The organism is Achromobacter sp. Marseille-Q4954 (assembly GCF_943737025.1).
Taxonomy (GTDB): Bacteria; Pseudomonadota; Gammaproteobacteria; order Burkholderiales; family Burkholderiaceae_B; genus Achromobacter; species Achromobacter bronchisepticus_A.
This window is the reverse complement of the sequence record NZ_CALSFQ010000001.1, coordinates 2,448,408-2,460,829: the sequence shown is the minus strand read 5'-3', so window position 1 is coordinate 2,460,829 and position 12,422 is coordinate 2,448,408. Positions and strand designations below refer to the sequence as shown.

Genomic DNA, 12,422 nt, shown 5'->3' with positions numbered 1-12,422 from the left:
TCTGCGCCAAGGCTATCAGCGCTGCATGCCCCAGCGCCTGACCGTGAAACGCTCCACGGTATCGAACACCAGGTTTTCCACAAGCAGTCCGATGATCACCACCGCCGCCAGCCCCGCGAACACGCGGTCTGTGTATAACTCGTTGCGGTTCTGGAAGATGTACCAGCCCAGCCCGCCCTTGCCGCTGGAAGCTCCGAATACCAGTTCCGCGGCGATCAATGTGCGCCACGCAAAGGCCCAGCCTATCCTCAGTCCGGCCAGAATGGCGGGCAAGGCGGCAGGCACCAGAATCTGCAACACGTAGCGCAGGCCGCTCAACCCATAGTTGCGGCCCGCCATGCGCAAGGTATCCGATACCCCCAGAAAACCCGCGTACATGTTCAGCGCCAGCGCCCACAGCACCGAGTGGATCAGCACGAACACCAGGCTGCCTTCGCCCAGGCCGAACCACAGCAACGCCAGTGGCAGCAGCGCGATCGCGGGCAGGGGATTGAACATGGCGGTCAAAGTGGACAGCAGATCGCGCCCGAAACGCGTCGACACCGCCAGCGTGGTCAGCACGAAGGCCAGCAACACACCCGCCGCATATCCCTGCGCCAGCACGCGCAGCGATTGCCCGGCGCGCGCCAGCAGCTCGCCGCCGGCGATGCCCTGCACAAAGGCGACCGCGGTTTGCGATGCGCTGGGCAGCAGCAGGTCGTTATCGGTATAGCGCGCCGCCAGCTCCCAGATGCCGGCCAACAGCGCCAGGATCGCCAGCTTGCGCAGGCTGGCGTGCTGCCACAGGCGTTCATGCCAGGGCAGGGGCGCTTCGGCCGCCTGTGCAGGCAAGGGCGGCAGCTCGTACTCCACTTCGGGACGGATGGGCACGGCGCCTGCATATGCGTTGTTCATGCGGGAGTCCTTCAGGCCGCGGCCCGTTCAGCGGCAAGTTCAGCGGGCGGTTCCGCCGCCACCACGTCGAACAGCAGATCATGGACGCGCCGGGCCGCCGACTGGAACGCAGCCGAGCCCTGGCTGTGCAGTCCGAAGGCATGAGCGTTCAGCTCCGCGCGCACGCGGCCCGGATGCGGCGACAGCAGCAGCACGCGGCTGCCCAGCACCAATGCCTCTTCGATCGAATGGGTGACGAACAGCAGCGTAAAGCGCACCTCTTCCCACAATGCCAGCAGCTCTTCCTGCATGCGGCGCCGCGTCAATGCGTCCAGCGCCGCGAAAGGCTCGTCCATCAACAGCACGCGCGGCTGCATCGCCAGGGCGCGCGCGATCGCCACGCGCTGCTTCATACCGCCGGACAGCGTATGCGGATAGGCATCGGCAAACGCGGACAGCCCGACCTTGTCCAGGTAGTGCATGGCCCGCTCGTCGGCCTCGCGTCGGCCGAGCTTGCGCGAAGCCACCAGCGGAAACGCCACGTTCTGCCGCAGCGTCTTCCATGGCGGCAGCTGGTCGAATTCCTGGAACACCACGATACGGTCAGGCCCGGGGCCGCGTACGGCGTTGCCATCGACCGCGATGCGGCCTTCGGTCGGTTCAATGAAGCCCGCGATCGCCTTGAGCAGCGTGGACTTGCCGCAACCGGACGCGCCCAGCAGGATGAAACGCTCGGCATCGTGCACGTCGAAACTGACCTGATGCGTGGCGCGCACGCGCCGTTCGCGCGTCTTGTATTCGATCGACACCTTATCCACAGCCAGCAAAGGCGTGGTCTTTTCGGCGTTATCCACAGGGGACGCAGCGCTCAAGCCCATTTCAGCTGCCTTGGGCCGTGAGGGGATCGTCAAAGAAGTAGTCGCGCCAGCTGGCCGGCGCATTCTTGATCGCGCCCACCTTGTGCATGAACTCGGCCAGCGCGTAGGTGTTCTGCGGTTCCAGCTTGAACTGCACGTCGGGGTTCTTGATCACCTTGATCAGGAAATCGCGGTCCAGCTTGGCGCCCGTGACGCGCAGATAGGTATCCGCGGCCTGTTCCGGATTGGCGGCGGCGAACTGCGCCGCTTCCTTCAACGCGGCCTGGAACGCCTTGTAGGTCTTGGGATTTTCCTTGCGGAACTTCTCGGTGGCAAACAGCACCGTGGACGAACTGGGCCCGCCCAGCACGTCATAGGAATTGAGCACGATGCGCGCCTTGGGATTCTCGGCCAGCTCCTGCTCCTGGAACGGCGGGTTGCCGAAATGCCCTGTGATTTCGGTGCCGCCCGCGATGATGGCGGCGGCCGCGTCGGGATGCGGCAGAGCGACCGAAATCTTGTCCAGCTTGTTGAACTGCGCGTCCCCCCACAGCTTGGCCGACGCCAGCTGCAGCACGCGCGATTGCACCGACACGCCCACCGCTGGCACCGCGATGCGGTCCTTGTCGGTGAAGTCCGCAATCGTCTTCACGTTGGGATTGTTGCTGACCAGGTAATAGGGAAAATTGCCCAGCGAGGCCACGCCCTTCACATTCTGCTTGCCGCGCGTGCGGTCCCAGATCGTCAACAACGGTCCGACGCCCGCCCCCGCGATATCCACAGCCCCGGACAGCAACGCGTCGTTCACGGCGGCGCCTCCGGACAGCTTGGCCCACTCGACCGAGATATCCACACCGTCGGCCTTGCCGTGCTTCTCGATCAGCTGCTGATCGCGCGCCACGTTCAACAGCAGGTACACGATGCCGTACTGTTCGGCGATGCGGATGCGGCCTTCCGCCATGGCCGGCGTGGGCGAAGCCAGCGCCAGCACGGCAAGTATCAGCGCCAGGCCCGCGCCGGTGGCGGCCTGGACCAAACGATCACGTACAGCGGAGGAAAAACCCATGGCGGACCCTGTGGATAAATGGTTTTGCGCGAAATTTAGGAGAGCAGGACGTCAGAACGGCACGTCGCCTTCAATCGTCGTGCGGTACAGCTTGCGGCGCAGGTGGTCCGGCGTACCGCCGGCCAGATGGATCAACGAACGGTTGTCCCAGAACACCAGATCATGCGGCTGCCATTGGTGGCGGTAGATGTGTTCGGACCGGATGCTGTGGGCAAACAGCTCGTCCAGGATCTGGCGGCTTTCGTCTTCGGGCAGGCCCTCGATGCGGGTGGTGAAGCCTTCGCTGACGAACAGCGCGCGCCGACCCGTCTCCGGATGCGTGCGCACGACCGGATGCACCACTTCCTGCACCTGCGCCACCTGTTGCGCGCTGAGGTTGGGACGCCACGAGCCTTCCTTCTGCAGCTGGCCGTACTTGGCCAGGTAGGAATGCACGGCGCGCTTGCCTTCGATGGCTTCGCGCAACGCGGCAGGCAGGGTGTCGTACGCCACATGCATGTCGGCGAACAGCGTGTCGCCGCCTTGCGCGGGCAGCTCCTGCGCGTGCAGCAGCGAACCCAGGCTGGGCAGTTCCTTGTACGAGATATCCGAATGCCAGTATTTGCCGGCATCGCCCAGCCCTATAGGCTTGCCGTCTTCGACGATGTTGGAAACGATGAGGATCTCGGGATGCCCAGGCAGATGGAATTGATGCAGCACGTGGATCATCAGGCGTCCAAAACGGCGGCTGAAATCAACGTGCTGCTGCGGCGTGATGCGCTGATCGCGGAACACCAGCAGGTGATGGTCCAGATGGGCGCGATGCACCTGCGTGAAATCGGCCGGGGTCAGCTCGCGCGACAGGTCGATGCCGATGATTTCGGCGCCGGTCACGGCGGCCAGCGGGCGGATCGAAAAGGCTTGCGCCGCGGGTTCGGCATACGCCTCGGACCGGCGCAGCGCGTTGCTCTGGGACATGGATCGCTCCTTGCGCGAATGCCGGCCAGGCCGGCTCAGGAACGATCCATTATGAAAACGCGCAACCCCTACGCAAACGAATTATTCGGCCTTTGTTCAAGCCTGCGCGTCATATGGCGCGCCTTCGCGTTGCGGCTATAAGCTTATTCACGCGAGAGGAACTTGCCGCGCACGGAGCCGATGTGCTGCTCCATCTTGCGCACCGCGGCCTTTTTATCGCCGCGCTCGACCATGTTGTACAGATCTTCCAGTTCGGCCACATTGGGCTTTTCCGCCTTGCCCGCAGGCGGGCGGAACCACAGGCGCATGGAACGGTCCAGCAGGCTGCCGGCGAACTCCGCAAGAATGTCGTTGCGGGCGGCTTCGTACAGCGTCTGGTGGAACCTGCGGTCGATCTCCATGCTGCCCAGGCGGTCCTGGCGTTCATGGCATTCCCAACCCGCCGCTACCAACGCTTGCAGGCGTTCCAGCAGCGCCGGCGTGGCATTGTCCACGGCCAGGCCGGTCAGATGCGGTTCGACCAGCAGGCGCGCGGCGATCAGCTCCAGGAAGCTGTCTATGGTCTCCGCTTTGACCAGGATGCCCTTGCGCGGCAGGATGTCCACCAGCCCCTCGCGGTCCAGCCGGTGTATGGCCAGATGGATGGGGCTACGGCCCAGCGACAGCTGTTCGCTCAGTTGCGCGACGTTGATCTGGTCCCCGGCGCGCAGCTCCTGCGTGAGGATCATGCGCTTGATCGCGATATACGCCTGTTCGCCGAGCGAAGCCGCCGGCGCGGTGTCTTCCTGCAGTCGCTTGGGGGTAGGGGTTTTGGGCATGCGGTGATGGTTGCTGACCACGCGCCGCAACCGGCGCAGACCGCTGCGATTATAGCGACCGGTGCGGGCGGGCCAGTGTTTCCTCAGTCGATGCGCACGTTGCCGTCCTTGATGGTCTGCCCATACTTGGCGGATTCCGCCTTCATGTATGCCGCGAACGCGTCTGGCGTGGAGGTTGCAGCCACCATGCCCTGCTGCGCCAGGATCTGGCGCACGTCCGCATCCTGCAGTGCCTCCGAGTACATCTGGTTCAAGCGCCGCACGCGATCCGCCGGTACGCCTGTACGCGTCAGCAGCCCCATCCAGGTTTGCGATTCGAAGCCCGGCAGACCGGCCTCGGCAAAGGTCGGCACATCAGGCAACGCCGGCGTACGGACGCTGCCCGCCACCGCCAGGGCGCGCAGCTTGCCCGCCTGGACATGCGGCGCAACCACGCCCACATCCCCCAACGTCGCGTCCACTTCGCCGCTCAGCACCGCCATGGTGGCCGGCGCCGCGCCCTTGTACGGCACATGCATCATGCCCAAGCCTGCCTGCTTCTTCAGCATCTCGAAGCCCAGGTGGCCTGATGAGCCATTGCCGAACGAAGAGAAGGTCGCCTTGTCGCCCTGGTCCTTGGCCCAGGCCAGGAACGCCTTGAGATCGCCGGCCGGCACCTTGGGTCCGACCACCAACACATGCGGGTTGGACGCCAACTGCGTGACCGGCTGGAAGTCCTTCACGCTGTCATAGGGCAGTTGGTTCAACAGATAAGGATTGATGACGAAGCTTGCTGCGATCAGCAGGACCGTGTTGCCGTCCGCCGGCTTGCCCAGCAAGGTCTGCGCGCCGATCACGGTACTGCCGCCGGGACGGTTTTCGACGATGATGTTGGCGCCGGTGTTCTTCGCAATGGCCTTGGCCAGCGCCCGCGCCAGCGCGTCGGAGGAACCGCCCGCGGTATACGGCACGATCAGCGTCATGGGCTGCGACGGGAACGTGTCGGCGGCGGCGTTCATGCTGGCCAGCGCCAGCGCGGCGGCCAATACGGTTTTCTTCATGATGTTTACCCCTTGATTTGTCGTCGTTGCCGCACGCCAGGCGGCCTATTCCGCGTGGCGCAGGCCTGCGCGCACAACGTTGCGCAGTGAACCTATCCCGTCCACCCAACACTCCACGACGTCGCCATCGCGCAGGAAAACGGGAGGCTGGCGGGCCGCTCCTATCCCTTCGGGCGTACCGGTCAGGATGACGTCGCCGGGCAGCAAAGTCAGTCCCTGCGATAGTTCCGCAATCACACGGGCCACGCTGAAGATCTGGTTGCGGGTATGGCCTGCCTGCATGCGTGTGCCATTGACCTCGCAGCCCAGGGCGAGATTCTGCGGATCGCCGATTTCGTCCGCTGTCACCAGTACCGGCCCCATCGGGCAGGTCGCGTCTAGGCTCTTGCCCTTGAACCACTGCGCGCCATGCGCGCGCTGCAGATCACGCGCGCTAAGGTCATTAGCCACCGTGTAGCCGAACACGTGGCCCAGGGCATCCTCCTCAGCAATATCGCGTCCTGGTTTGCCGATCACCACGGCCAGCTCGACTTCCCAGTCCAGTTTGGACGTGTAGGCTTCATGCAGCGGGACGCTGTCTTGCGGCCCGACGACGGTGGTGGGCAGCTTGCTGAAGAAAGTGGGGCGTTCGGGCAGCTCGACCTCCTGTCCTTCGCGCTTGCCCTTGCTTTCGTCGTAGTGCTTCAGGTAGTTCCAGCCCACGCAGAACACATTGCGCTGCGGCATGATGGGGGTAAGCAAGCGCACTGAATCCAGCGGCACGGCCGCGCCGCTGGCCTGCGCGACCTGGCTCAACAGCGTCTGCACGTCAGCCACGCCCTGAAAGGGCGTGATGGCCTGGCCGTCCAGCCGGCCCAGGACCGGGCCGGATTCGCTGGCATAGCGAACGATTTTCATGGGTGTCAGTCCGCAAGACGGGCCTGGCCCTGAATTTCCACCAGGATCTCAGGCTTGGCCAGGGCGGATACCTGTACCAGCGCGCAGGCAGGGAAATCGCCGCTGAAGAATTCGCGCCGCGCCTTCCACACCTGCTGATTGTCCGCCATGTTGGTCAGGAAGATCGTCAGCGTGACGATGTCGTCGATCTGGCCGCCCGCGGCTTCCAGGAGATGCTTCATCTTCGCAAAGATGACCTGGGCTTGTTCGTAGGCATTCGCGCCCTGGATGGTGTTGCCGTCGTTGGCACGGGCGGTCAGCCCCGACAGATAGACCGAGTCTTTCACGCGCAGGCAGTTCGACCACAGGCCGGGCTCGGCTTCGGCGACGTGGGGGCTGGTGATGCGGACTTTCTGGACCATGGGATTTCCTGTTCAAAGAGTAGGTTGGAACCGCCAATTAAAATAACAGTGATATTTCACAGTTATATCAATGCTAGGCTGACCCGCCGACGTCAGTCAAGGCCGTGCGGGCCTCGCGGGCATACGCATTTACCCTGGTAACGAACGAATTTCGCCGGCCAATCGCATCGCGACACCTGTGGATAAGTCTTGGGATAAGCCTGGTGGCAAGCTAGGGAAAAGCGGTGGATTGTCGGGGGATATCCCGGTGGATAGGCGGTGAATAGCAGGTGGACAGCCTGTGTACAACTGGGCCTCGCCACGAAAAAAGGCGCGGGCTGTTAAGAGCCCGCGCCTTTTAAAATCAAAGACTTGCGTGGATCAGGACTTCGGCAGAAACGCCTGAACCAGTTTTACCCAATACGTTGCACCCACCGGCAGCAGGGCGTCGTTGAAGTCGTAATTCGGGTTGTGCAACTGGCACGGCCCCATGCCGTGATAGGTCTCCATGCGGTGGTCGCCATCGCCGTTGCCCAGGAACAGGTAGGTCCCAGGCACCGCCTCCAGGAAGAAGGAAAAGTCCTCCGCCCCCATGAAGGGCGGCATCTCGCGCTGCACGTTTTCGGCGCCGAACGCGTCTTCGGCGACCTGGGCGGCAAAGGCGGTTTCGTTTTCCCAGTTCACCAGAGGGGGATACGCGCGCACGAAATCCAGTTCGCCCGTACCGCCGTAGACCTGCGGCAAGGTCGTCGCGATGCGGCGCATGTCGGCCTCGATCTTGTCCAGGGTCTCCACCGAATACGTGCGCACGGTGCCGCGCAACACGGCTTCACCCGGGATCACGTTGTAGGCGTCGCCCGCATGGATCTGCGTGATCGACAGCACAGCCTGTTCCAGCGGGTTCTTGCTGCGCGAGATCACCGTCTGCAGGGCATGCACCATGTCGGCCGCGACTATGATGGGGTCCACCGATGCGTGCGGCTGCGCCGCGTGGCCGCCCACGCCCTTGATGACGATATCCCAGCGGTTGCTGGATGCCATGGTCGGCCCCGCCCGGAAACCGAACTGGTTGACGGGCATGCCAGGCATGTTGTGGATGCCGAACACCGCGTCGCAAGGGAATTTATCGAACAGGCCGTCCTGCATCATGGCGCGCGCGCCAGCGTTGCCGCCTTCCTCGGCCGGTTGGAAGATGAACACCACCGTGCCATCGAAATCGCGATGTGTGGACAAGTATTGCGCCGCCCCCAGCAGCATCGTGGTGTGTCCGTCGTGGCCACAGCCATGCATGCGTCCGCTGATGGTGGACTTGTGCGCGAAGCGATTGTGCTCGGGCATGGGCAGCGCATCCATGTCAGCGCGCAGGCCGATGGTCTTCTTGCCGCTGCCGCCGCGCAAAACACCCACCACGCCGGTTTTCCCCAGCCCCGTGTGGACTTCCAGGCCCCAGCCGCGCAGACGCTCCGCGACCAGCGCGGACGTGCGCGTTTCCTGGAAGGCGAGCTCAGGATGGGCGTGGATATCCCGTCGCAATGCGGTAAGGTCGCCGTGGGCGCGTTCGATTTCGTCTATGGTTTTCATGGCTGTGGATAAGGCGTAAGGGTTGAATTCACATATCGTTCAGATGACAGGCGCTGAACTGGCCCGGGGCAATTTCGCGCAGCAGCGGCCGCTCGGCCTTGCAGCGCGGCATCGCATGCGGGCAACGCGGGTGGAAGGCGCAGCCCGTCGGCGGGTCCAGCGGCGACGGCAGTTCGCCCTTGATGGGCTGGTACGTGCGTCGCCCCGGCTGCAGCGTCGGCAGTTCCTTCAGCAAGGCCTGCGTGTACGGATGGTTGGCGCGCTGGAAGACCGTGTCGGTAGGCGCCAGCTCCACCACACGGCCCAGGTACATGATGGCCACGCGGTCCGAGATGTGACTGACCACGCTGAGGTTGTGGCTGATGAAAAGATAGGTCAGGTCCAGGTCCGCGCGCAACCGTTCGAACAGATTAAGCACCTGCGCCTGGATCGAAACGTCCAGCGCGGCGACCGCCTCGTCGCAGACGATGACCGAGGGCTTGAGCGCGAGCGCCCGCGCAATACCTACGCGCTGCCTCTGGCCGCCGGAGAATTGATGGGGATAACGCTGTGCAAAAGCCGGATCCAGGCCCACCTGGCGCATCAGCCCGGCCACGTACTCGGCCTTGTCGCGCGCGCGAACCAGACCGTGTGCCACGGGCGCCTCGCCGATGATCTCGCGTACGCGCATGCGCGGGTTCAGCGAGGCATACGGGTCCTGGAAGATCATCTGCACGCCCAGCTCATAGGCGCGCCGCTCCGGACCCGCCATGGCCTTCACGGCGCGGCCCTTGTAGCTGACTTCGCCCGCGGTCGGCGGCAGAATGCCGGACACGATGCGGCCCAGCGTGGATTTTCCACAGCCGGATTCGCCCACGATACCTATCACTTCGCCCGGCCGCACATCCAGGTCCACGCCCGCCACTGCATGCACGACCTGCGTCTTCAAGCCCGCGCCCAGCAGGTTGGCGATACGGCCGGCCAGGTCCACGGGCTGCACGAAGCGCAACTCGACCTCGCGCAACGACAGGATAGGGACGGCGGGATCTCGTTCTGCGGCATTCATTTGGTATCTGGTCCTCCGGCATGCCAGCAACGCACCCATTGCGCCGGGCGCACCTCCACGGGTTGCGGTTCGACCAGACAGGCGTCGGTGGCGCGCGGGCAGCGCCCGCGAAACGCACAGCCTTGCGGCAGGTTGAGCAGCGACGGCGTCATGCCGGGAATCGGGACCAGCGGCTTGCCGCGGGATTCGGGCGTGGGAATGGAAGCGATCAGGCCATGCGTGTAGGGATGCATGGGATGGCTGATGACGGCCTGCGTGGTACCGGTTTCCACCACTCGTCCCGCATACATGACCGAAACGCGGTCCGCCAGCCCCGCCACTACCGCCAGGTCGTGCGTGATCCAGATCAGGGCGGTGCCGGTCTCGCGGCACAGCTTCTGCACTTCGAACAGGATCTGGCCTTGTATGGTCACATCCAGCGCCGTGGTGGGCTCGTCGGCGATGATCAGGCGCGGCGAATTCAAAAGCGCAATCGCGATCGCCACGCGCTGCCGCATGCCGCCTGACAATTGATGCGGATAGGTGCGCAGGCGCTCCTCGGGCGAGGGAATACCCACCATGGCGAGCGTCTGCAGCGCGCGCTGGCGGGCCTGCTCGCGCGATACCTTGCTGTGCGCCTGCACCGCCTCTATCATCTGCGTATCGACACGCAGCACCGGGTTCAGGGTCATCATCGGATCCTGGAAGATCATCGCGATCTCCTGGCCCCTGAGCTCGCGCCAGCGCGCAGGCGTCGCGCCGCGCAGGTCCTCGCCGTTGAGCCGCAAGGTGCCGTCGACGATGCGGCCCGGCTCGTCCAGCAAACCCATCAGCGAAAAGCCGGTGATGCTCTTGCCCGATCCCGATTCGCCCACCAGCCCCAGGATCTCGCCTTCGGCGAGCATCAGGTCCACTCCATCGACCGCCTTCACCACGCCATTACGCGTGTAGAAGTGCGTCTTCAGGCCATGCACCTCGAGTATGGGCGTCGCCAGGGACTTTTCCACAGGTGTCTGCATTGCGCCCGCCCTCAATTCGCGTGGCGCGGGTTGAGCACATCGCGCAGATGGTCGCCCACCAGATTGATGGCGATGATGGCCAGCGCCAACGCGATGCCGGGAAAGAAGGAGATCCAATACTGACCGGACAGCAGGTACTCAAAACCGTTATAGATCAGCATGCCCAGCGACGGCTCCGTCACCGGCACGCCCACGCCCAGGAACGACAGCGTGGCCTCCAGCGCAATCGCATGCGCCAGGTCGATGGTGGCGATCACGATCAAGGGCGGCATGCAGTTGGGCAGCACGTGGCGAAACAGCACGCGCCCCCAGGACAGCGACATGCAGCGCGCCGCTTCCACGTATTCCTTGCCGCGCTCGACCAGCGCCGCACCGCGCGCGGCGCGCGCGAAATACGCCCACTGCACCACGATCAGCGCGATGATCACCTTATCCACACCCTTGCCCAGAATCGCCAGCAACATCAGCGCAACCAGGATGGCGGGGAACGACAACTGGATATCCACAACCCGCATCAGCAAAGCATCGATGCGGCCGCCGAAATAGGCCGCGATCAGGCCCACCGTAGCGCCGATGCCGAAGGCAGCGAGCACCGACACGCTGGCCACCAGCAGGCTGGTGCGCATGCCATACAGAATGGCCGAGAACAGGTCGCGCGCCAGGCCATCGGTACCCAGCCAATAGCGCATGCTGCCGTCGCCGCTTTCGCTGCCCGGCTTGAGCTTGGAATCCATGATGTCCAACGTCGCCAGGTCATAGGGATTCTGCGGCGCGATCCATGGCGCGAGCAGCGCGGCGCCCACGATCAGGACCAGCATGATCAAGCCCAGCGTGGCCAGCTTGCTGGCGAAGAAGTCCGACAGGAAGCGGCGCCACGGTGTTTGCTCCTTGGCCTGAACCGGGGGCGCGGCGGCGGTGGCGGGTGTGTTCATCGGCGGCTATCCAAACGTACGCGGGGGTCCAGCACCGTGTAGATGATGTCCACCACCAGATTCAACATGACCAGGAAGAACACGATCAAGAGCAGATACGCCACCACCACCGGACGGTCCAGGTTGATGATGGAATCGATCAGCAGCTTGCCCATGCCCGGCCACGAAAACACGGTTTCCGTGACGACCGCGAAGGCCATCACCTGGCCGAATTCCAGGCCTGCCACCGTCACCACGGGAATCAGGATGTTCTTGAGCAGATGCACGCCCAGCACGCGCTTTTCGGACAGGCCCTTGGCGCGCGCGAACTTGATGTAATCCATGGGCAGGGCTTCACGCGTGGCGGCGCGCGTCACGCGGATGATCATCGCGCACTTGGCGAAGGCAATCGTGGCCGCGGGCAGCGCCAAACTCAGCCAGCCGTCCAAGGTCAGCACGCTCAACTGCAGCGAGCCAATACTGACGGTCTGGCCGCGTCCGCCCGCCGGCACCCAGCCCAGCATCACCGCGAACACCATGATCAGCATCAGGCCGACCCAGAAGTTGGGCAGCGAGAAACCCAGCACCGAGCCCGTCATGATGGCGCGCGAACCCACGGCCTTGGGCTTGAGCCCCGCCAAGATGCCCAGCGGCACGCCGATCAGCACCGACAGCAGCATGGCCACGCAGGCCAGTTCCACCGTGGCCGGCATGCGCTCGAGGATCAGCCTCATGGCCGGTTCGCCCGTCAGGAAGCTGTTGCCAAAATCGCCGCGCACCGCCTGGCCCATGAAGATCAGGTACTGCCGCCACAGCGGCAGATCCAGGCCCAGCGATGCGCGCACAGCGGCGCGCTGCGCTTCGGTCGCTTCCGGGCTGGCCAGCATCGACACCGGGTCGCCCACCATGTAGATGCCGGCAAAGACCAGCGCCGACATGACCAGCATGACGACGATGGTCTGCAGCAGCCTTCTTACGATCGTTGCAAGCACTAGCGCC

Annotated in this window: 13 protein-coding genes; all 13 read right to left on the bottom strand. The window is 64.3% G+C overall.

The annotated features are described in order from the left end of the window. Positions 1-15: 15 nt before the first annotated feature. On the bottom strand, positions 16-894 hold the full coding sequence (locus NGK62_RS11580) for an ABC transporter permease (protein ID WP_118932736.1): 879 nt from the start codon (positions 892-894) through the stop codon (positions 16-18). Between the two features lie 11 nt (positions 895-905). Next, complete coding sequence (locus tag NGK62_RS11575; protein ID WP_251878386.1) at positions 906-1,751, bottom strand: ABC transporter ATP-binding protein; 846 nt, start codon at positions 1,749-1,751, stop codon at positions 906-908. Between the two features lies 1 nt (position 1,752). Continuing rightward, a complete protein-coding gene (locus NGK62_RS11570) occupies positions 1,753-2,796 on the bottom strand; it encodes an ABC transporter substrate-binding protein (RefSeq protein ID WP_118932734.1) in 1,044 nt (347 codons plus the stop codon). A 51-nt stretch (positions 2,797-2,847) separates the two neighbouring features. After that, positions 2,848-3,753: a TauD/TfdA dioxygenase family protein gene (locus NGK62_RS11565; protein ID WP_251878384.1), complete on the bottom strand. Its 906-nt coding sequence runs from the start codon at positions 3,751-3,753 to the stop codon at positions 2,848-2,850. 143 nt (positions 3,754-3,896) lie between these two features. Continuing rightward, on the bottom strand, positions 3,897-4,571 hold the full coding sequence (locus NGK62_RS11560; RefSeq protein ID WP_251878382.1) for a GntR family transcriptional regulator: 675 nt from the start codon (positions 4,569-4,571) through the stop codon (positions 3,897-3,899). Positions 4,572-4,654: 83 nt separating this feature from the next. Next, complete coding sequence (locus NGK62_RS11555) at positions 4,655-5,611, bottom strand: Bug family tripartite tricarboxylate transporter substrate binding protein (protein WP_251878380.1); 957 nt, start codon at positions 5,609-5,611, stop codon at positions 4,655-4,657. 45 nt (positions 5,612-5,656) lie between these two features. Continuing rightward, positions 5,657-6,508 carry a fumarylacetoacetate hydrolase family protein gene (locus NGK62_RS11550; protein WP_251878378.1) on the bottom strand — a complete coding sequence of 284 codons (852 nt, stop codon included), beginning with the start codon at positions 6,506-6,508 and terminating at the stop codon, positions 5,657-5,659. Positions 6,509-6,513: 5 nt separating this feature from the next. Further along, positions 6,514-6,909, bottom strand: a complete 396-nt coding sequence (locus tag NGK62_RS11545) for a RidA family protein (RefSeq protein WP_251878376.1) — start codon at positions 6,907-6,909, stop codon at positions 6,514-6,516. Between the two features lie 360 nt (positions 6,910-7,269). Then, positions 7,270-8,469 carry a M20 aminoacylase family protein gene (locus NGK62_RS11540; RefSeq protein ID WP_059376315.1) on the bottom strand — a complete coding sequence of 400 codons (1,200 nt, stop codon included), beginning with the start codon at positions 8,467-8,469 and terminating at the stop codon, positions 7,270-7,272. Positions 8,470-8,497: 28 nt separating this feature from the next. Then, the gene (locus tag NGK62_RS11535; protein ID WP_059376313.1) at positions 8,498-9,514 is read right to left on the bottom strand and encodes an ABC transporter ATP-binding protein; all 1,017 of its coding nucleotides are present in this window, start codon (positions 9,512-9,514) and stop codon (positions 8,498-8,500) included. Then, the gene (locus tag NGK62_RS11530; protein ID WP_059376308.1) at positions 9,511-10,512 is read right to left on the bottom strand and encodes an ABC transporter ATP-binding protein; all 1,002 of its coding nucleotides are present in this window, start codon (positions 10,510-10,512) and stop codon (positions 9,511-9,513) included. The genes NGK62_RS11535 and NGK62_RS11530 overlap by 4 nt, the downstream gene beginning before the upstream one ends. Positions 10,513-10,523: 11 nt before the next feature. Beyond that, positions 10,524-11,444, bottom strand: coding sequence for an ABC transporter permease (locus NGK62_RS11525; RefSeq protein WP_059376306.1), 921 nt, complete (start codon positions 11,442-11,444; stop codon positions 10,524-10,526). Then, positions 11,441-12,415: an ABC transporter permease gene (locus tag NGK62_RS11520; RefSeq protein ID WP_059376304.1), complete on the bottom strand. Its 975-nt coding sequence runs from the start codon at positions 12,413-12,415 to the stop codon at positions 11,441-11,443. The genes NGK62_RS11525 and NGK62_RS11520 overlap by 4 nt, the downstream gene beginning before the upstream one ends. Positions 12,416-12,422 lie beyond the last annotated feature (7 nt).